Source organism: Paenarthrobacter sp. NPDC089675 (assembly GCF_044749185.1).
In the GTDB taxonomy this organism is placed as follows: domain Bacteria; phylum Actinomycetota; class Actinomycetes; order Actinomycetales; family Micrococcaceae; genus Arthrobacter.
Genome location: NZ_JBIVHM010000001.1, coordinates 1 through 19,947 on the forward strand (window position 1 = coordinate 1; position 19,947 = coordinate 19,947).

19 protein-coding genes and 1 pseudogene are annotated in these 19,947 nt (G+C 62.5%); 13 read left to right on the forward strand and 7 right to left on the reverse strand.

What is annotated here, in order from left to right; translation table 11 throughout:
- Together ACIPY2_RS00005 and ACIPY2_RS00010 are read right to left on the reverse strand one after the other, a co-directional pair.
- Nucleotides 1–228, reverse strand: a pseudogene (locus ACIPY2_RS00005) (hypothetical protein); the annotation flags it as partial.
- A gap of 117 nt (nt 229–345) precedes the next feature.
- Nucleotides 346–624 carry a putative quinol monooxygenase gene (locus ACIPY2_RS00010; RefSeq protein WP_400264380.1) on the reverse strand — a complete coding sequence of 93 codons (279 nt, stop codon included), beginning with the start codon at nt 622–624 and terminating at the stop codon, nt 346–348.
- Between the two features lie 83 nt (nt 625–707).
- Here ACIPY2_RS00010 and ACIPY2_RS00015 point away from each other — a divergent pair, with 83 nt between their 5' ends.
- Complete coding sequence (locus ACIPY2_RS00015; RefSeq protein WP_400264381.1) at nt 708–2,384, forward strand: AMP-binding protein; 1,677 nt, start codon at nt 708–710, stop codon at nt 2,382–2,384.
- Here ACIPY2_RS00015 and ACIPY2_RS00020 read toward each other — a convergent pair.
- Complete coding sequence (locus ACIPY2_RS00020) at nt 2,381–3,355, reverse strand: DNA-3-methyladenine glycosylase family protein (RefSeq protein WP_400264382.1); 975 nt, start codon at nt 3,353–3,355, stop codon at nt 2,381–2,383. The two genes, ACIPY2_RS00015 and ACIPY2_RS00020, sit on opposite strands and share 4 nt — an antisense overlap.
- 132 nt (nt 3,356–3,487) lie before the next feature.
- Between ACIPY2_RS00020 and ACIPY2_RS00025 the strand changes: the two genes are divergently transcribed.
- The 6 genes from ACIPY2_RS00025 to ACIPY2_RS00050 all read left to right on the forward strand — a co-directional run bounded on the left by ACIPY2_RS00025 (nt 3,488) and on the right by ACIPY2_RS00050 (nt 9,746).
- Nucleotides 3,488–3,880, forward strand: coding sequence for a VOC family protein (locus ACIPY2_RS00025; RefSeq protein ID WP_400264383.1), 393 nt, complete (start codon nt 3,488–3,490; stop codon nt 3,878–3,880).
- A 65-nt stretch (nt 3,881–3,945) separates the two neighbouring features.
- Nucleotides 3,946–5,331: a cystathionine beta-synthase gene (locus ACIPY2_RS00030; protein WP_400264384.1), complete on the forward strand. Its 1,386-nt coding sequence runs from the start codon at nt 3,946–3,948 to the stop codon at nt 5,329–5,331.
- Nucleotides 5,332–5,364: 33 nt separating this feature from the next.
- A complete protein-coding gene (locus ACIPY2_RS00035; RefSeq protein ID WP_400264385.1) occupies nt 5,365–6,534 on the forward strand; it encodes a cystathionine gamma-synthase in 1,170 nt (389 codons plus the stop codon).
- Between the two features lie 25 nt (nt 6,535–6,559).
- On the forward strand, nt 6,560–7,846 hold the full coding sequence (locus ACIPY2_RS00040) for a glycosyltransferase 87 family protein (protein ID WP_400264386.1): 1,287 nt from the start codon (nt 6,560–6,562) through the stop codon (nt 7,844–7,846).
- A 50-nt stretch (nt 7,847–7,896) separates the two neighbouring features.
- Nucleotides 7,897–8,409 carry a winged helix-turn-helix transcriptional regulator gene (locus tag ACIPY2_RS00045; RefSeq protein WP_400264387.1) on the forward strand — a complete coding sequence of 171 codons (513 nt, stop codon included), beginning with the start codon at nt 7,897–7,899 and terminating at the stop codon, nt 8,407–8,409.
- Nucleotides 8,406–9,746, forward strand: a complete 1,341-nt coding sequence (locus ACIPY2_RS00050) for an MFS transporter (protein ID WP_400264388.1) — start codon at nt 8,406–8,408, stop codon at nt 9,744–9,746. The genes ACIPY2_RS00045 and ACIPY2_RS00050 overlap by 4 nt, the downstream gene beginning before the upstream one ends.
- Before the next feature lie 105 nt (nt 9,747–9,851).
- On the opposite strand, the gene ACIPY2_RS00055 is transcribed toward ACIPY2_RS00050, so the two are convergent.
- The 4 genes from ACIPY2_RS00055 to ACIPY2_RS00070 form a co-directional block, all read right to left on the reverse strand.
- A complete protein-coding gene (locus tag ACIPY2_RS00055) occupies nt 9,852–11,018 on the reverse strand; it encodes an acyl-CoA dehydrogenase family protein (RefSeq protein WP_400264389.1) in 1,167 nt (388 codons plus the stop codon).
- Between the two features lie 123 nt (nt 11,019–11,141).
- Entirely contained in the window at nt 11,142–12,668 is a 1,527-nt protein-coding gene (locus ACIPY2_RS00060; protein ID WP_400264390.1) for an APC family permease, read from the reverse strand.
- Nucleotides 12,665–13,873, reverse strand: a complete 1,209-nt coding sequence (locus ACIPY2_RS00065) for a glutathionylspermidine synthase family protein (RefSeq protein ID WP_400264391.1) — start codon at nt 13,871–13,873, stop codon at nt 12,665–12,667. Before ACIPY2_RS00065 ends, ACIPY2_RS00060 begins: the two co-directional genes overlap by 4 nt.
- Nucleotides 13,874–13,875: 2 nt before the next feature.
- Nucleotides 13,876–14,547 (reverse strand): Tat pathway signal protein, encoded by a 672-nt coding sequence (locus ACIPY2_RS00070; protein WP_400264392.1) that lies wholly within the window; start codon nt 14,545–14,547, stop codon nt 13,876–13,878.
- A gap of 151 nt (nt 14,548–14,698) precedes the next feature.
- On the opposite strand from ACIPY2_RS00070, the gene ACIPY2_RS00075 reads away from it, so the two are divergent.
- The 6 genes from ACIPY2_RS00075 to ACIPY2_RS00100 all read left to right on the forward strand — a co-directional run bounded on the left by ACIPY2_RS00075 (nt 14,699) and on the right by ACIPY2_RS00100 (nt 19,787).
- Complete coding sequence (locus tag ACIPY2_RS00075; RefSeq protein ID WP_400264393.1) at nt 14,699–16,213, forward strand: ATP-binding protein; 1,515 nt, start codon at nt 14,699–14,701, stop codon at nt 16,211–16,213.
- Nucleotides 16,210–16,884: a response regulator gene (locus ACIPY2_RS00080; protein ID WP_400264394.1), complete on the forward strand. Its 675-nt coding sequence runs from the start codon at nt 16,210–16,212 to the stop codon at nt 16,882–16,884. Before ACIPY2_RS00075 ends, ACIPY2_RS00080 begins: the two co-directional genes overlap by 4 nt.
- A 609-nt stretch (nt 16,885–17,493) precedes the next feature.
- Entirely contained in the window at nt 17,494–18,306 is an 813-nt protein-coding gene (locus ACIPY2_RS00085; RefSeq protein ID WP_400264395.1) for a DUF2599 domain-containing protein, read from the forward strand.
- A 33-nt stretch (nt 18,307–18,339) separates the two neighbouring features.
- Complete coding sequence (locus ACIPY2_RS00090) at nt 18,340–18,579, forward strand: hypothetical protein (protein ID WP_400264396.1); 240 nt, start codon at nt 18,340–18,342, stop codon at nt 18,577–18,579.
- 282 nt (nt 18,580–18,861) lie between these two features.
- Nucleotides 18,862–19,389 carry a hypothetical protein gene (locus ACIPY2_RS00095; RefSeq protein WP_400264397.1) on the forward strand — a complete coding sequence of 176 codons (528 nt, stop codon included), beginning with the start codon at nt 18,862–18,864 and terminating at the stop codon, nt 19,387–19,389.
- 143 nt (nt 19,390–19,532) lie between these two features.
- Complete coding sequence (locus tag ACIPY2_RS00100) at nt 19,533–19,787, forward strand: hypothetical protein (RefSeq protein ID WP_400264398.1); 255 nt, start codon at nt 19,533–19,535, stop codon at nt 19,785–19,787.
- Nucleotides 19,788–19,947 lie beyond the last annotated feature (160 nt).

A 19,947-nucleotide genomic window follows, 5' to 3' on the forward strand; every position in this document is an offset into this window, starting at 1 on the left:
TCTCAAACGCTGGTCCTCTTTTCCGGTCATAGCCCGGGATCTCAACTCCCCGGCCTCACGTTGCCTGCCCCAGAGCCGGATCGTTCCATCGGTGACACCAACAGCCCTGCAGAACGCGATCTTTGATCCACGCTCCAAACACTTCTCATACTCATCCAGAATCACGTGTTTCTGAGCCAAAGTGAACTGACTCCGCTTCGAAGCACGCAAGGGAATAACAAAATCCATGACGGACCTTTCCCCGCCCTGTGCGTCAGACCGCAAGCGACACACAACCTGTCACACGACAGCCTGACACACAGGGAAATTCCGGCGGCCTCGATGCGTTTCCAGCGAATTCGCGAGCTAGAGCCGTTCGAGCTGAACAGGCTCGGCCAGCAGGGCGCTGAGGGACTCGTTCAGGTCCTGGACAGCAATGCCCTTGGAGTGCTTCTCCAGCAGTTCCTCGGACTCCCAGCGTTCGGTCAGGACAAGCTTCTCTTCTGTGGCTTCCGTCAGTTCGTAGCGGATGCAGCCGGGTTCATTGACCACTTCATCGATCGCGATCTCGAGGGCGAGCTTCACTCGGAAGAATTCGCCCTCGTTGGGGATGAACGTGGCCTGCAGGTCGATGGGTTCACTCATGCCACCAACACTACCGGGAGGACACGTTCACTCCTGAGCTGTTTACGGTTCTGTTGCGGCGCACCAGTTGGTAGCGTTCCGTCATGTTGTCCTACACCGCCGGAGACACTGACGTCCCGTTGCTCGAAGAGACCATTGGCGCCAATTTCGAACGGGTCGCCGCGCAATTTCCGTTACGTGATGCCTTGATAGAGGCGGCTGGCTCACCGGGCGGCGAGGCCCGCCGGTGGAGTTACCAAAAGTTGAACGACGACGTCGACCGCCTGGCCCGGGCGCTGCTCGCCATGGGAGTGGGCAAGGGAGAACGGATCGGCATCTGGAGTCCCAACTGCGCCGAATGGACCATCCTCCAGTACGCCACGGCCAAGATCGGCGCCGTCCTGGTCAACGTCAACCCCGCGTACCGAAGCCACGAGCTCGAGTTCGTGGTGAATCAGAACGGCATGCGCATGCTGGTGGCTGCACCCGCCGACAAGAACAGCGATTACGTTGGCATGGCCCGGGCAGCCTTGGACACCTGCCCGGAGCTCAAGGAACTCGTCTTCCTTCCCGGCGACCCGGCACTGGGGTTGCGGTCCGGCGTCCCGGAAACCGCAGACGAACTCACGTACGCCGAACTGCTGACCCGAGCTGACGGCGTCGGGCTCTCCGCGCTGGGCGAGCGGATGGCGGAACTGGAGCCGCACGATCCCATCAACATCCAGTACACCTCCGGAACCACTGGTTTCCCTAAGGGCGCCACGCTTACCCACCACAACATCCTCAACAACGGCCATTCGATCGGGCGCCTGCTGGGCTACTCAGAGCAGGACCGTGTGGTGATTCCGGTGCCGTTCTACCACTGCTTCGGAATGGTGATAGGCAATCTCAACGCGTTGAGCTTTGGTGCGGCGACCATCATTCCGGGAAGGGGGTTCAACCCCTCTTCAGCGCTTGAGGCGGTGCAGGATTTCGGTGGAACCTCTCTTTACGGGGTGCCCACCATGTTCATCGCGGAACTCGCACTGCCCGACTTTGACTCTTATGACCTGTCCACGCTCAGGACCGGAGTCATGGCAGGCTCCCTGTGCCCGATCGAGGTGATGCGCCGCGTGATCGACGAGATGCACATGGTGGACGTCGCGATTTGCTACGGCATGACGGAAACCTCGCCCGTCTCCACCATGACCCGTAACGGTGACAGCCTGGAGCACCGGACGTCCACGGTGGGCCGGACCATGCCGCACCTGGAAAGCAGGATCATCGATCCGTTGTCCGGGGAAGTGGTGGAGCGCGGCGTGATCGGGGAGCTCTGCACGCGCGGTTATGCGGTCATGAAGGGCTACTGGGGGCAACCGGACAAGACAGCCGAAGCCATCGACGCGGATGGATGGATGCACACGGGAGACCTCGCCCGCATGGATGAGGACGGGTACGTCGTTATCGAGGGCCGGATCAAGGACATGGTGATCCGCGGGGGTGAAAACATCTACCCGCGCGAGATCGAAGAATTCCTCTACCTTCACCCCTCCATCCAGGACGTCCAGGTGATCGGTGTTCCGGATGCGAAGTACGGCGAGGAACTCATGGCCTGTATCATCCTCAAACCCGGCGCTGCCGCCCTGACAGCTGAGGATATTGCCGAGTACTGCAGGGGCAAGCTGGCCCACTTCAAGATCCCCAAGTACGTGGACGTTCGCGAAAGCTTTCCCATGACCGTCTCCGGCAAGGTCCGTAAGATCGACATGCGCCAAGAAGCCGTGGCGCGCCTCCACCTTTAGTGGGAGCGGTGGTCCTGGACGGTCATGCGCGGGCCAAAGGTGGGCTTGCGGAAGCCACTCAGGTACAGCATCCGCACCAGCCTTTGCCGGTGCCCGCGCCACGGTTCAAGCAGTTCGAGCATTCCCGCGTCGTCCGTTTTCCGTCCGGTGAGGGCGTAACCGACGTACGAGGCGAGGTGGTAATCGCCCACGGAAATGGAATCCGGGCAACCATGTGTCCGCTGAACAACCTCGGACGCGGTCCAGATGCCGATCCCGGGAATGGTCTGCAGCTTGGCGCTGGCCTCCGCGGCGCCCAAGGCGCCGAGGCGTTCAAGCGCGACGGCGGACTGCAGCGCGCGCATGACCGTGGCCGAGCGCTGCGGGCCGACTCCGGCTTTGTGCCACTCCCAGGAAGGTATGGCCAGCCACTCCCGTGCGGTGGGTGGCACCACGAGGCCCTGCGGGGCTATCCGTCCCGGCGGCTTGGTGCCATAGCGGTACATCAGGTACCTGTACCCGCGCCGGGCCTCCAAGGTGGTGACTTTTTGCTCCAGGATGGTGGGCACCAGCGAGTCAACCACCCGCCCGGTGGAGGGGAGCCGCACGGCCAGGTTCCGGCGTCGTGCTTCTGTCACAAGGCGCGGGAGGGTGGAATGGAAAGCCGGCTCGTCGAAGGCGGACCAATCGTCAGCGGCGCCCAACAACCGGGGGACTCCCGCCACGGCATCCGCCGATCCAGGCCCCCAGGCCTGTGCGTCCACGAAGGATTCAACCCCCAACCCGCCAGCTGAAAGCCGAAGGGTGACCGGGCCGCCCGGGGTGGTGAAGGCAAGCCAGAACCCGCCGGGATGGGCCGCGAAGGAGGGATCGCCGTTGCCGCGTTGCAGGGGAAAAAGTGTTTGGTCCAGCCTGTAGGCGGCTCCCGGATGCCACCTGATGGATGCGTCCGCCGCGGCCGCTACGGGCGCCGGGGCTTCTGCGATGGTCATGTCCTTAATGGTCCCATGGGCAGCTGACAATTTGCTCCGCGAAGCCCTTACCGCCGCCCTCAACCGGGTCTAGACTCCCTGTTGTGGCGCGGGTGGGCCGCGCCCGGATTCCCGGAAGAAGGAGCGCATGGCATGGCCGCAATAGTGCATTTCGAAATTCCCACCGATGACACCGAGAGGGCAAATACCTTCTACCAAAACACTTTCGGCTGGAAGCTCAGCCCCATGCAGGGCATGGACTACACGATCGCCCTCACCACGGATTCCGATGACCAAACCGGCATGCCCAAGAACCCGGGAGCAATCAACGGGGCTCTGTTCCCACGGACGGACAACCTGAAGACCCCCATCCTGACCATCGACGTGGACGACCTGGATGCCGCGCTGGGGCAAGTGGAACAAGCCGGCGGAACCGTCGTCCAAGGCAAGGACGCTGTTCCCACCATGGGATGGTATGCCTACTTCAAGGACACGGAGGGCAACATTCTGGGACTCTGGCAGACGGACCAGTCGGCAGGAAGCTAGTCCCCTGCCCGGAGCGGGGCCCCGCAGTTCCGGTACTCCGGCGCGCACGCGGTAACTTTGTACCCATGAAGTATGCCCAGTCCGTGTTGGACCTCATCGGCAATACGCCGCTCATCAAGCTCAACCACATCACGGACGGGATCAAAGCCACAGTCCTGGTGAAGCTCGAATACGTCAACCCCGGCGGGTCCATCAAAGACCGGATCGCCGTGAAGATGATCGAAGATGCCGAGAAGGACGGCCGGCTCAAGCCCGGTGGAACCATCGTCGAGCCGACCTCCGGCAATACGGGCGTCGGCTTGGCCCTCGTTGCACAGCAAAAGGGTTACAAATGCATCTTCGTAGTGCCGGACAAGGTGGGCGAGGACAAGCGGGCCGTGCTTCAGGCCTATGGTGCCGAAGTGGTGGTGACGCCCACCGCCGTCGCCCCTGACAGCCCGCAGAGCTACTACGGCGTGTCCGACCGCCTTGTGAGCGAGATTCCGGGTGCCTTCAAGCCGGACCAGTTCTCCAATCCCGCAGCACCCGGCAGCCACTTTGAATCAACAGGCCCGGAGATTTGGCGGGACACGGACGGCAAAGTGACGCACGTGGTCATCGGCGCCGGAACGGGCGGCACCATCACCGGCACCGGCAGGTTCCTGAAGCAGGTTTCGGCTGAGCGTCCGGAGTCCGACGGCGGCCGGGTCAAGGTCATCGGAGCCGATCCGGCAGGCTCTGTCTACTCGGGGGGAACCGGACGCCCCTACTTCGTCGAGGGCGTCGGCGAAGACATGTGGCCGGACAATTATGACCGTTCCGTCCCGGACGAGGTCATCGCAGTCTCCGACGCGGACTCCTTCGCCATGACCCGCCGGCTTGCCCGCGAAGAAGGACTGCTGGTGGGCGGCTCCTCCGGCATGGCCGTAGTGGCCGCCCTGGAAGCGGCCAAGGACCTGGACGAGTCCGCCGTCGTGGTGGTCATCCTTCCCGACTCGGGCCGCGGATACCTCGCCAAGATCTTCAACGACCAATGGATGCGTTCCTACGGCTTCCTTTCCGGCGGCGAAGAGGCCTCCGTGGGGGAGGTGCTCAAGTCCAAGACGGGCGAGATGCCGGACCTGGTGCACATCCATCCGAACGAGAGCGTCCGCGACGTCATCAACATCATGAACGAGTTTGGTGTCTCCCACATCCCGGTCCTCTCGCAAGAACCGCCCGTAGTGATGGGCGAGGTCCTTGGAGCGGTGGACGAGCGCAGCCTCACCAGCAAGTTGTTCCGCGGAGAAGCAAAGCTTACGGACAAGATCGCCGAACACATGGGGGAGCGCCTGCCTGTGATTGGCTCATTGGAAACCATTTCCGCCGCGCGTGAGCTGCTGTCCGACGTCGATACCGTTATGGTGACGTTCGCCGGCGCGCCTGTGGGAATCCTGACCCGCCACGATCTTCTCGCTTACCTGAGCAACTAAGCGCCCACCTTCCCGCACCGAAAGAGGAGCCCCATGTCTGCCAACAACAATGCAGGTTTCAACACTCGTGCCGTCCACGCCGGACAGGAATTCGAGCCGCGCACCGGCGCCGTGGTCCCGCCGCTGCACTTCAGCACCACTTATGCCCAGGACGGTATTGGCGGCCTGCGCTCAGGTTACGAGTACGGCCGCGGCGGCAACCCCACGCGCGACGCGCTGCAGGAACAGCTCGCCGCCCTGGAAGGCGGCACGGCCGCGTTCTCCTTCGGTTCGGGCCTGGCTGCCGAAGATTCTCTGATCCGCGCCATTGCCCGCCCGGGTGACCACATTGTGCTGGGCAACGACGCCTACGGCGGAACGTACCGGCTGATCAACCGGGTACTGGGTGACTGGGGCATCGGCAACACTCCGGTGGACATGGCGGACCTCGACTCCGTGGCCCGCGCGGTGGCCGCGAACAAGACGGCCATTGTGTGGGTGGAAACCCCGTCCAACCCGATGATGAAGATCACCGACATCGCGGCGCTAGCCGAGGTGGCGCACGACGCTGGTGCCCTCCTGGTTGTCGACAACACCTTTGCGTCCCCCTACTTGCAGACCCCGCTGGCCTTGGGTGCCGACGTCGTGGTCCACTCCACCACCAAGTACATCGGCGGCCACTCCGACGTCGTCGGTGGCGCGATCGTGGTGAAGGACCCGGAACTCGCGGAGAAGATTGGATTCATCCAGTTCGCCGTTGGCGCTGTCTCGGGTCCGATGGATGCCTTCCTGACCACCCGAGGCCTCAAGACCCTCGGCGTCCGGATGGACCGCCACTCCGAGAACGGACAGGCAGTTGCGGAATGGCTGCTGCAGCGTCCCGAAGTGGAGGCTGTGCTCTACCCGGGGCTGCCGGACCACCCCGGTCACGAACTCGCAGCGAAGCAGATGAAGAAGTTCGGTGGCATGGTTTCCGTGCAGTTCAAGGGCGGTGAAGCCGCGGCGCGGACGGTTGCGGAAAACACCTCTGTGTTTACACTCGCCGAGTCCTTGGGTGGTATCGAATCCCTCATGAACTACCCCTCCGAAATGACCCATGCGTCGGTCAAGGGAACCGAACTGGCCGTTCCGGTGAACCTCCTGCGCCTTTCCTGCGGCATCGAGGATTCAGAGGATCTGATCGCCGACCTTGAACAAGCGTTCGCCAAGATCAGCAACGGCTGAACCTGTGGCGTCTCCTACACCAGCTGTGTCTTCCCTGCCAGCGAGATCAGGAGCCAGGCGCGGCTGGGCCCTCACGTTTGCCGCCGCGCTGACCCTCGCCGTCGCTATCTGGTTCCTGTACAAGGATTACCAGCCGGAACTGCTCGACTTTGAGGTCTACTACTACGGTGGCGGCAAGGTCCTTCAGGGGGGTGACCTGTATGCGGTGCGGGAAGGTTTGCCCTTCACTTACCCTCCGTTCGCCGCGTTGCTCTTCACCGGCCTGGCAGCCCTCGGGTTTTTCGGCGGCGGGCTCGTGTTCATCCTCGCGGCGCTTTTTGGCGCGGCAGTGGTGGCCGCATGGCTGGCGCGGCACTACTTCTTTGGCCTGACCACGTGGCGTGCGGCGTTCGCGGATTACCGGTTCCGGACCACGGCTTTGCTGGGAACCGGTGCCATCCTGCTCCTGGGACCGTGGCGTGACACGTTTGTCTTTGGCCAAATCAACATTGTGCTGATGGGCGTGATCCTGGCCGACTTCGCCTTGCACGGGAAAGCCAGGGCAGGCTTGATCCGGTGGCCTGCCGGGTTGCTGATCGGTATGGCTGCGGGCGTGAAACTTACGCCCCTGGCCTTCGGCTTGTATTTCCTGGTCCGCAAGGACTTCAAGGCTTTGGCTTGGATGGCGGCCGGCTTCTTTGGCTCCATTGCCGTTGCCTGGGCCATCCTGCCTCAGGCATCCCTGGCCTTCTGGACCAAAATCCTGCCGGACACCGGACGTATCGGTGGCCCGGCGTATGTGGACAACCTGTCCCTCAAGGGGCTCCTGCTGCACTTCGGCATGCCGGATACGTCCGCTACCAGCCTGGTGTGGCTGGTCCTGTCCCTTGGCCTTGCCGTACTCGCGGCCCTCACCATCAAGTGGGCCGTGGACGTTGAGGAGACCTTCGTGGCGGTCTCGGCCACGGCAATCCTCATGCTGCTGGTCAGTCCTGTGTCATGGTCCCACCACTGGGTATGGGTGGCGGTTGCGCTGCCAAGCATGGCCTTTGCGATGCACCGTGTCCCATCCCGCAACGGGCGAATGCGGACCGCGGGCTGGATCATCGTGGCGTGCTCCACCATTGCTTTCTACATGACGCCCAAGAACCTGGCCGTGTGGGCAGGGGCTGCCGAGTGGGGCAAGGACCCGCAGACGCAATGGCAACTGATGATTTCCAGCCTTGGAGTGGTGTGCGGGATCGCCATGTTGGTTTACTGGGCTTTCGCCTACCGGCCGTCGAGGGCGGGCCTCAGGAACGAGTTCCCGGCTCCTGTCATCGAGAGTCGGTAACACAGCGCGAAACCTAGCTTTCTTTAGAAAAGTCAGGTACGTTTCAGCGTATGCCTTTGCGATCCGACTGGTCTGCCCGAACGTGCAGCCTTGCCCGTGGCCTCGATGTCCTCGGTGACCCCTGGGGGAGCCTCGTCCTCCGTGAGGTCTTCTTCGGCAACGGCCGTTACGACGCCATAAAAAAGCGTCTGGAAGTTGCGGACAACGTCCTTAGCAAGCGTCTTGCGTGGCTCACTGAATCCGGCCTCCTGGCCCAGCGGCCCTATAAAGACGCAGCCCGGACCCGGCAGGAGTACGTCCTCACGGCGAAGGGCGAAGACGCCCTCCCTGTCCTGAACGCCATCATCATCTGGGCAGAGAAACACCTCGATGCCCCCAACGACGTGTCCCATATGCGGGTCATCCACACGGACTGCGGCAAGCCAACGTCCTCGGCCGATACCTGCACCCACTGCGGCGTCCGGTTGACGGCGGCCAACACAAGTTGGCACAGCCTGAAACGCAGCCAGGGCCCGGTGCAGCTTGCTGTGGCTCCCGCAGCTGAAAGTGAAGTGTCCGCATGAGCGCCCCGGAAACAACCAACGCCTCCCAAACATCCAAGGTGCCCACCCGCAAACGGCGCGGGCTGCATCCGGCATGGATCGTTGCGGCGGTCGCCTTCCTCGCGCTGGTGGGAGCGGCAGGCTTCCGCGCAGCCCCCGGCGTGCTGATGGTCCCGTTGCAACAGGAATTCGGTTGGTCCACCACGGTGCTTTCCTTCGCCGTCAGCATCAACCTGGTCCTCTTTGGACTGACCGCGCCCTTCGCCGCAGCCCTGATGGAGCGCTTTGGCATCCGCAAAGTCACGGCCATCGCCCTTTGCCTTATTGGCATGGGTTCGGCACTGACGGTCTTTGTGAACGAGTCCTGGCAGATCCTCCTGACCTGGGGTCTACTGATCGGGCTGGGTACGGGGTCCATGGCTTTGGTCTTCGCCGCCACGATTGCCAACACCTGGTTCGCCAAGAGCCGCGGCCTGGTGATCGGTGTCCTTACCGCCGGCAGCGCCGCAGGGCAACTGGTTTTCCTGCCCTTCATCGCCGCACTCGCCCAGGATCCGGGCTGGCGCGGTGCTTCGCTCCTGATCGCCGCAGGTGCGCTGGCAGTGGTCCCGCTGGTACTGCTGTGGTTGCGTAATTCACCTGCCGACGTCGGCGTCCTGCCCTATGGGGCGGAAGAAAGCACGACGCCGGTCCCCACCGAAACGGACAAAGCTGCGGTCCCCGGCAACGCGCCGAACGCTGCCGTGCGGGCGCTGCAGGTCCTGAAGCGTGCCAGCAAAGTCCGGACCTTCTGGGCCCTGGTGGCAGGCTTTGCGATCTGTGGCGCAACCACCAACGGATTGATTGGAACGCATTTCATCCCGTCAGCCCATGATCACGGCATGCCCGAAACCACGGCGGCAGGTTTGCTGGCCGTCGTCGGAGTTTTCGACATCGTGGGAACCATCGCGTCAGGCTGGCTGACCGACCGCTTCAATCCCCGGATCCTGTTGGCCGTGTATTACCAGTTCCGGGGGATCGGGCTGCTGGTGCTGCCACTGCTGCTTGGGTCCATCGTGGAGCCGAGCATGATCATCTTCGTGGTGGTCTACGGGCTGGACTGGGTGGCCACAGTGCCCCCGACGGCCGCAATCTGCCGCCAGATGTTCGGTTCGGACGGATCGGTGGTCTTCGGCTGGGTGTTTGCCGCGCACCAGTTGGGTGCTGCAGTGGCTGCCGTGCTAGCCGGGTTCATCCGCGACGCCACCGGGCACTACAACTACGCCTGGCTCGGAGCGGCCGCGATGTGCACGGTGGCCGCCATCATCAGTGCAACGATCCGCAAGGACGCAGCGCGCAAGGAGCCCGTTGCTGTTTGACCTCGGCGCTGTTTGACCTAGGCGCTGTTTGACCTCGTTGCGTGGCCCGCTCTGCGTGCTTCGCAGCTGGGATACCGCGCTCAGCGGGCCACGCAACGCAGGAGTTCAGCCCCGGAAAGCGCCGATGCCCGTGATGTGCTGGCCAAGGATCAGGGTGTGGACCTCGTCAGTACCCTCATAGGTCCGGACGGATTCCAGGTTGTTCGCATGCCGCAACGGTGAGTAGTCCAGCGTGACCCCGTTGCCGCCAAGGATGCTCCGGGCTTCCCGGGCGATCGTGAGGGCCTCGCGGACGTTGTTGAGCTTTCCCATGGAAATCTGCTGTGGCTCAAGCTTGCCCGCGTCCTTCAGCCTGCCCAGGTGCAAGGCCAAGAGGGTACCTTTTTGGATCTCCAGGAGCATGTTAACGAGTTTCTCCTGCGTGAGCTGGTAGCCCGCCAACGGCCGTCCGAACTGGAGCCGGGTACCCGCATACTCCAGCGCCGCCTCGTAGGAATCCCGCGCGGCACCCATGGCACCCCAGGCGATTCCATACCGTGCCTCGTTGAGGCAGGAGAAGGGGCCGCGCAGTCCGGAGGCACCCGGGAGGATGGCATCGTGACCCAGCCGGACGCCGTCGAACTTTACATCGCACTGGATGGACGCGCGCATGGAGAGCTTCGGCCCGATCGGTGTGGCTGTGACACCACGTGTCCCCGCAGGGACCAGGAAGCCCCGGATTCCGTCGTCGGTCCGGGCCCAAACCACCATGACGTCCGCGATGGAGGCCAGGCCGATCCAACGCTTGGCACCGTCCAGTACCCAGCCTTCGGGGGTTTCCCGGGCGGAGGTGGTCATGGAGGAAGGATCCGAACCCGCCGTCGGCTCGGTCAGGGCAAAGCAGCCGATCAGTTCGCCTGCGGCCATTCGGGTAAGCCACTGTGCTTTCTGCTCCTCCGAGCCCCATCTGTGGATGGCCGTCATGGCCAGCGAGCCCTGCACCGAGACGAAGGTGCGGATGCCGGAGTCACCGGCCTCGAGCTCCATTGCTGCCAGTCCATATTCGACGGCTGTACGCCCGGGACAACCGTAGCCCTCAAGGTGCATCCCCAGGACGCCAAGCTCACCGAGTTCGGGAGCGATCTCACGGGGAAAGACCGCAGACTCGTACCAGCGCGCGATGTTCGGCTTGATCTGTTGAACCGTGTAGTCCCGGACTTTCTCGCGCACGGCGAGCTCGTCGTCGCTCAGGAGGGAATCGAGGTCAAGGACATCGGAGGTGGAAGGGCTCATGCAAGCATCCTAGGGTCCGTTTGAATTGCCCGGGGATGTCATTCGAACCTGACGGCGTCCCGCTCAAATTCCATGGCTCGATGCTAACCGCGCCGGACCGGGCCGCAGGCAGCCGCACCGGAACTATTCGCTGCGGACAATTCCCATGTCTGCATGCTTCCCGGTGAAGTAATCGCGCGTGGCCGGAGCGAAGCGGCACACAACGGCCAGCACCACCCCGAGGAGCAGCAGGAGCACGCCGCTGACGAAGGCGCCGCCAATGCCGAAGATCTGCGTGTCTCCGTAAGCCGGGTCCCACATCTGGATGGCCGAGACGAAGAAGGCCACCGTCAAGGCCACGGCCCCAAGGAACGGCAGGATGCCCCGGAACCACAGATTGCGGACCGAATCCCTCAGGGTGGAACGGAAGTACCAGACGCAGGCGAAACCCGTCAGGGCGTAGTAGAACGCGATGAAGAGGCTGATGGCGCTGATCGAATCGGCCAGCAGGTCTTCGCTGAGGAAACTCATCGCAACGTAATAGGCAACAGCGGCGATGCCCATCACCATCGTGGAGTAGCCCGGGGTCTGGAAACGCTCATGGACCTTGCCAAAACGGGCAGGGAGGGCTCCATGAACGCCCATGGAAAGGGTTCCGCGGGCTGTCGGGAGGATGGTGGTCTGGGTGGACGAGAGCACTGAGGCGAGGACCGCAACCACGATCAACCAACCCCACGGCCCCAGAACCACGTCCTTCATGGCCAGGAATACGTCGTCCTGGTTGGCCGAGTTGCCCAGGCCGATCCCGTCCGTGCCGATGGTCGCGTACATCATGACCAACAAGGCCATCGACACGTAAATGGCCACCAAAACGAAGGACGAGATCACTGCGCCGCGACCCGGCGTCTTGGAAGGATTTTCCGTTTCCTCGTTGAGGGCGAGGCAGGTATCCCAACCCCAGTAAATGAACAGGGCCAGCAGGACACCGTGGACCACGGCACCGGGATCGTTGAAAGCCCCAATGGGGTTGAACCACTCAAAGGTGAACGCTTGTCCCTCCGGCACCCCGCCGGCAATCCGGATGATGATGGCCAGGGCAAAGATGCCCAGGGAAATGTACTGGACATAAGTGAGGGTGCGCTGGACGTGCTCGCCCAAACGGATGCCGCGGTGGTTCACGAAGGTCATGAAGGCGATGAACAGCACTCCGGTTGCAGTGACGATCCAGGTGTTGTCCGCGAGGGAACCATCACCGATGAGCAGCCACAGGTACTTTCCGGCCACCTGCGCCAGGTTGGCCAGGACCACGATGCCGGCGAGCGCCACGCCCCACCCGCCCAGCCAACCAGCCCAGGGCCCGAAGGCTTTCCGGGCCCAGATGAACGTGGTGCCGCAATCCGGCAGGGCACTGTTCAGCTCGCGGAATGCGTAGGCAATAAAAAGGACGGGGATGAATCCGAGGACCAGGATCAGCGGAGTGTAGTTTCCGTTAACGGCAACGATGAGTCCCAGCGTCGCGGCCAGCGAATAGACCGGGGCGGTGGATGCCAGCCCCAGCATGACCGAATCGCCGAGGTCGAGGATTCCGGCCCGCAGTCCTTTGGAAGGTACGACGGCGGCACGGTCGCCGCCCGCTGGGCCGCCGCCCGGCGTCGAGGTTTCAGTGCTCATAGTGCAGCTCCATAAGGGGAAGTCGAGGGTGCGCTTTGGGGCGCTGGTGCGTCGATGGTGTTGGGAACGAACCGGCAGAAATAGTCCGTGATGGGGCCGTCCGATTCGCGGATGCCGCAACCTACGGACTCGCCGTCCACCACCCAAAGGCCCAGGACCGGGTGGTTACCGTCGAAGTCGGGAAGTGGGTGGTACTGCTGGTAGCACCAGCCTTCCCGGCCGTAGCCGCCGGGCTGGGAGATATCGATGCCGGGTGCATGGATGCGGATGTTGTCGCCTTCGCGTCCGTGCAGCGGCTTGGCTACCCACTCCTTGAGTGGCCCGGGATCGCCGAGGTAGGCGGGCAGCAGGTTTTCGTGCCCTGGATACAGGTGCCACAGAGCTGCCAGGAGGGCCTTGTTGGACAGCAGCATCTTCCAGGCCGGCTCTACCCAGCGAGGGTTGTGCGCCCTGGTCAGCAATCGTTGGCCGAACGGTTCCTTCATCATGAGTTCCCACGGGTACAGCTTGAACATGGTGCTGATCATGAAGTTGTCCAGGTCCACGAACCGGTTCAGGTTCGGGTCCCAGCCGATGTCCGACATGTTGATGCCGATGGTGGTCCATCCGCCCTGGCTGGCGACATCGCGCATGTAGGCCGCTGTCATCCAGTCCTCGCCGGACTCCTCAGCCTCCGAATGCGCAACATGCAGGGTGCTCATTCCCGTGCGGAACTGGAGTTTTTTCCATTGCCGGATCAAGGCCTCATGGATGCCGTTCCACTGGTCCTTTTCAGGGAACACGTCCTGGAGCCAGAACCACTGGGCAACAGCGGCTTCGATCAGGCCGGTTGGAGTGTCTGCGTTGTATTCGAGCATCTTGGCCGGTCCGCCCTGGCCGTCATAGATGAAGTCGAACCGCCCGTAGATGTCCATGTCCCCGGCTTGCAGGGACTCGGCCGCCAGGTCCAGGGCTTGCCTGCCTATACCGATATCTCCCATGGCGCCGGTGGCCAGGTACTTCGCTGCCTCCAAGCACATGAGATGCATGTCTTCGGCGGTCTTCTCGAGTGTCTCCACCTCGTCCATGGTGAACTCGTAGTAGGCAGACTCGTTCCAGTACTCGATTTTCCGTCCATCGGGCATGGTGGTGGTGGAAAAAACCAGGCCCTGCTCTTCGATTTTCTTCTTCCAGTCCGGCCGCGGCACGGAGGAGATTCTCCGCACCCCTAGCCTCCCGAACTTCCGCCGCTTTTGGAGCTGCTGCCGAAGCCGCCGCGGCTGACTGTGCCGCCTTTGCTGCTGTAACCGGTGGAGGTCTTGGCCCCCTGCGGCACAGTCTTGGTGTAGCTCGGGTAGGCACTGCGGTTCTGGCCGACAGCAGGCACACTGGCTCCGCGGGAGTAGAAGTACCAGGCGTACACACCCGAACTGCGGCCGTCCGAGCTGCTGTTGTTGCACTGATCGTCGTCAACGCGCTCGCCGGTCTCGTCGTTGAAGCACACCTGCGCGTAGTCCGCTTCGGCCTCATTGCTGGCGACGATGGCGGTGATGGTTCCAGCCAGCAGTGCGGTAACACCCAGGCCGACGACGACGGTGCGGCGCTGGGAGCGCTTCTTCCGCGCCGCTGCCTGCCGTTCCCGGTGTTCGCGTTCCTTCTCGAAAGGGTCCACGATAGGGAGCTGCCCACCGGACGCCGGCTGCTTGGCCGTCCCGGACTTGCCGTTTGTGGCGTCCGGATCTGTCCCAGGGACGTTGGTGCTCAGTTCCGGGTGGAGCTCCGGTTTTGGCACCTGCCATGGCGGGGGCTTGGGAAAGTTGTTTCCTGCCCCCGGATCGCCGTTGCTTCCCTCGGCGCCGGAATTGCTGCCGGACGCGTCGGGACCGTCTTTCGGGTCCATATGTATCCCCCTGGATAGACCATTGGTGTGTCCAGCTCGCGCCGGACCGGAATTCTGAAAGCAAGCCTAGTCCCAGACCCTGCCGGGGGCATCGATGACATTGCAGGGTGGATAGAACTACCCGTCACGTTAAGCGTGCAAGGATGTAGCCATGCCCGTTTCCGAAGCCCATAGTGAGGAACCGGAAGGGCTGTTGCTGCGTCTGCCTCCGGTGCGCGGCATAGGCCGCCGCCGGGTGCTCACCGGATTGGCCCTGGCCCTTCTGCTGCCACCCGCCGTCGAGCTTCTGGTCACGGTCCTGGACTTCCGCAACTTCTCCATGATCATGCTCCTGCAACTGGCTGTTGCCGTTGCGGTGGCTGCGATCGGCGGTTTGTGGCCAGCGGTGGTCGCTGCCGTCCTGGGAAGTTTCCTGCTGAACTATCTTTCTGCGGACCCGGTGGGATCCCTTTCCATTGCGGACCCCACCACGCTTTTCACTTTGGTGGTTTTCCTGGCTGTGGCCTGTGGCGTGGCCCTCGCCGTGGGGTTGGCCACCCGCCGTGCCCAGGAAGCGGCCAGGTCGGGTGCGGAAGCTACAGCCTTGAGTGCTTTGGCCCTGCGCATCCTCAGCTCTGACGGCAGCCTTGAATCCTTCTTGGAGAAGGTCCGCGCAAATCTGGGGATGGAGGCGGTTACCCTTCTGGGCGCCACGGCGGCGGCTGCTCCGGGTGTGCCCGCCGCGTGGCGCGTCTTGGCCAGTGCCGGGCCCAATCCGCCGGTGACCCATGCCGCTGCCGACCATGCCGCCGTCGTCGATCCCCACTACACCTTGTTGCTGCGCGGCGGCCCGCTGTCCCCGCAACACCAGAGGCTCCTCGCCGCCTTCGGCGCCTTCGTGGTGGCTGTCCGGGAAAGGCAGCAGCTCGTCAAGAGCCGGCGGGACAACCTCCGGCTCGCGGAAGGCAACAAGATGCGCACCTCCATCCTGCGCGCTGTCTCACATGATTTGAGGACGCCCTTGGCCGGGATCAAGCTCGCCGTCAGCAGCCTGCGGCAGGAGAACGTGCAGTTCCCGCCTGAGGTGGAGCGGGAACTGCTGGAAACCATCGAAAGCTACGCCGACCGGCTGGATCATCTGGTGGACAACCTGCTGGACATGTCCCGGATTACGGCCGACGCGGTGAACCCGTTGCTGACCGGCCTGTCCTGGGCGGACATCCTGCCCGACGCCCTCCGCGGCGTCCCGGCGGACAGGCTTCGCAATGAACTTCCACCCAACCTGCCCCCGGTGCAAGCCGACGCGGGGATGCTGGAACGGGTCGTAGCCAACATTGCCGAGAATGCGGTGAAGTATGCCGCGGGTTCGGACGTCGTACTGACCGCAAGTGCCGGTGCAGGCATCACCATCGGTGACACTCCCGCCAGCGAACTGCGCATCACGGACCACGGCAGGGGAGTGGGGCAGGCTGAGGTTTTGGAGATGTTCCAGCCCTTCCAGCGACTCGGCGACTCTGCCGTTGCGCCTGGCAACCCAGGCGGCGGAGTGGGGCTTGGGCTCGCTGTGGCCAAGGGGTTTACGGAGGCCATGGGCGGCACCCTCAAGGCGGAGCCGACGCCGGGCGGCGGCCTGACTATGGTGGTCACGCTGCCGCTGTGGACCGGTCACAGGGAAGGCATGGAATGACCCGGGTTCTGATAGTCGAGGACGAAGCACAGATTGCGCGGGCCATGCAGCTCACCCTGCAGGCTCACGGCTACCAGGCGTTCTCGGTGGGTACCGGGGCAGATGCGCTGGGTGCCGTGGCCAAGGAAGCGGTTGACATCGTGGTCCTGGACCTTGGCCTGCCGGACCTTGATGGCGTGGAAATCATTCGTCGCATCCGCGGCTGGAGCAGCATGCCCATCATCGTGCTCTCGGCCCGCCATGCGTCGGAGGACAAAGTGGAAGCGCTCGACGCCGGTGCGGACGACTATGTGACCAAGCCCTTCGGACTCGATGAGCTGCTGGCGCGGCTGCGGGTTGCGTCCCGGCGGTTGGTCACGGCACATGAAGAGCCCACCCTCGCCACCGCCGACTTCATGGTGGACCTGGCCGGCAAGAAGATCATCAAGGACGGCGCCGAGGTGCGGCTGACGCCCACTGAATGGAACATCCTGGAACTGCTGGTCCGGAACAAAGGCAAATTGGTCAGCCAACAGCAGCTGCTCACCCAGGTCTGGGGCCAGGCCTACGCCAAGGAGACCCAGTACTTGCGCGTCTACATTGCCCAGCTCCGACGGAAGTTGGAACGGGACCCGGCGGCTCCCCGGCACCTCCACACCGAGGCCGGCATGGGCTACAGGTTCGATCCCTAGTTCGGTGCTGCTTGTACTTTCACCACCTAGGTGATTTTTCGCAGCACCTAATTTTGGGTTTATACCACCTAATTTCCCTCGTTTCGGTCTAGGGAGAGCCTTTTTTACCACCTAGAGGCATTTTCGTGTGTTCACAATGTCCCCGGTTGCGTGGCCATTTTCGGTCGTGGGCACCCACTGGTTTGTGGGTTTGTTTCGAGGGCTATTGGGGGCCTTTTGTATGGCTGTTTTTGATGTGGGCGCGCAGACGCTCACCACTCTTGTTCGGCAGTCCGATGCCTCGCATAAGGACCTGGGTGCGTTGGTGCGCCGGTTCGTGGACGCCGTGTCTCCAGTCGGAGTGCTAGCGACGTCCGCGTGTGCCTGTGAACTAACGACGGACGGTGCCTCACACGTCAACGACGGGAGGAACAAATGAGATCCAGGTCGCTTCTTTCATTGGTAGTTGCCTCGACGACGGCAATATCAATCCTGGGGCCCTATAGCATCGCCGTTGCCGAGGACACCAGAGAGCACTCGTCCCACACCGCCCAGGCCAAGAAAATCGCTGACGATCCACTTCCCGCGCTTCAGGCACTATCGGCAGGATCATCCTCCGCAGCAACGGACGTGCTGTCCGATGTCGCAAGTGTTGTCACTGATGACAGCGGGAGCAACACGATTGAGGCTACGGTCAACGACGTCCGCGTCGTTGTTCCAACGAATCCCGCCGATCCGGTTTCACTCGAATCGACAAAGGGAACGACCATCAAGATTTCATTGCCGTTCGCAGGCGAAGCGGCCGACGCCAAGCCCGTCCAGGACGGTGTTGTTTCGTACGATAACGACAATGGTTCCGCCACGGTGCCGGTTGTGAAGAACGATGGCTCGGTTCAGATCATGACAGTCATCAATGACTCCGCCGCACCGACCCGTTACACCTACAACGTTGGTCTTGCACCCAATTCATCACTGACGCTTGAAAAGGATGGAAGCGTTTCAGTTCTCGGCCCTGATGGATCACGTATCGGCGGATTCGCACCAGCCTGGGCAAAGGACGCCAATGGCAAAGATGTTAGAACCCACTATGAGGTTGTTGGCACGACCATAGTTCAAGTTGTAGAGCACGCTGTGGCCGGAATCGCATATCCCGTTACTGCCGACCCTTACTTTGGCATCGATCTCCTTGCCTCCGCATATTGGTCGGGCGGCACCTTCGTTGTGACGCCCACATGGTGGGCACGAGCCAACGGAAACAGCCCGTTGGCGCACCAAGCTCTTCTTGAGGAATTTTGCAGTAAGTACCGTGGCGCATGCAACACTCAGATGTGGTGGCAGTTGGCCTGCCACGCTCAGTTCGCTCCGTTCAAGGAGACATGGAATTTGGACTCATGGCGGTGGAGGGACTCCTATTACGCCTACGTCTTCAACTGGTGCAATTAATGTGGACCGACAAGCTTGGATAGAGGGTAAACGATGACGTTCAATGCCTCTTCAAATCGCAAAATGACGGTTCTTCCAGTAGGACTGATCGTAGTAGGTGGGCTTCTCTTTATTGGCTGGATAATTGCCATGTATATCACTGGAATCGTGGTCGATGAGCAGAAAATCGATCCCGCAGACTCTCCGTTGCCCGTATTGTGGCTCGGTTTCTTTGGTGGACCTGTTGTTGCGGCCGTCGGCGCTGGATGGTTGCGGAAAAGGCGCAAAGGCTAGCGGCAGGAACAGTCTGCGCCGAGTTCCAGCGAAGCTTCGTCAAACGGCCCGACTTCAGTTCCATCTCTGCGCAGCCAGGTTCGCGACAAGCCTGCGCCTGCCGCAGCACGGCGCAGTGGCCGTGCTCAAGGAATGGACATCTGAGGCCAACTTGGACTACGAGAAGACGTTCGCCGCAGTGGCGCCGAGCCCGGAGCCACGGGGCAGGCCAACTATTCATCCAATTTCCGAAAACGGCTTTCGACCGGAGCGGCCGGGCCTTCACAACGAAAGTGAGTCTCTGTGGGCTTGTTCAAGAAGCGGGCACCGGCCCCCGAACCAATGGACGAGGAACTGACCTTTTTCACAGTTTCCAAAGCCAATAAGTTCCGTGGGCTCATGCGTGAGCTCCTTGCCGAGATGGGTTATGAAGTACAGATCCATGCCCTGCATGCGGTGGATGCCCAAGGTCGCGGCTACGGTTTCCGGAACGTGGCAGCCCGATGTAACGCCCGGGATGAAGTCGAGTGGCGCGACACCATCGCGGAGCACCTTCAGCGTGTCTTGGCCAGCTTCGAGAATCCGGATCCCTTCGAAAACGTTCAGCCTGGCAATATCGCGAAGCAAACGTTCGCCCGTCTCTACGGGGAGAACCACCTGCCCAAGATGGAGCGGTATCCGCACAGGGAGTTCGCTCCGGGCATCGTCGAGGTACTGGCCCTCGACCTTCCGGATTTGGTTCAAATGTTTGATCACGACCGTGCCAGGAAATTTGGTGGCTGGGAGGAGCTTCGGGCCCGAGGTATCACCAATCTGGGGAGCTGGAAGTAGAGCGGCTTGAAAGGTTCGAGGCTCCGGGCGGGGATTTTCCACGCGCTCATGGGCATATCTACACCGGAAGCCGCGCCTTGATGCTGCCTGGGCTTTCTGCGGAGATGACCGGCAGGCCAGGCGCCACACACCATGGGTGGTTGATGAGCGTTCCGAACCGCCACCAGCTTGCCTGGCATCACATCGAGGATGGCAGCGTGATCCATGTCCTCGACGCAATGGCGCGATTCACCTTAAGTGCCTACAGCGAGGCGCCCGGACCGGTTAGCCCACACGTCTATTGGTGGAATGGCGGTGGTTACGACCAACTGACAAACCTGGCCGATGATGGAGCATTTTCCGTTCGTGTCAGTCCAGGTTTCCAATCGGTGCTGATGGAAGTTCTGTCCCGCGACTGAAGTGGCGCCTCCGGCAGCTTTGCTACCCGGTCAGCCGGCCGCCGTCGTAAGTCACTGCGAGTGCTGGACCGCCGCCACCAACTTTCGCGCCGAAAACGGCCTGGAACCCTGTGAAACGGCGTGTTTTGGAGCATCCTCATCCAAAGTGGGTCGTGGCGGA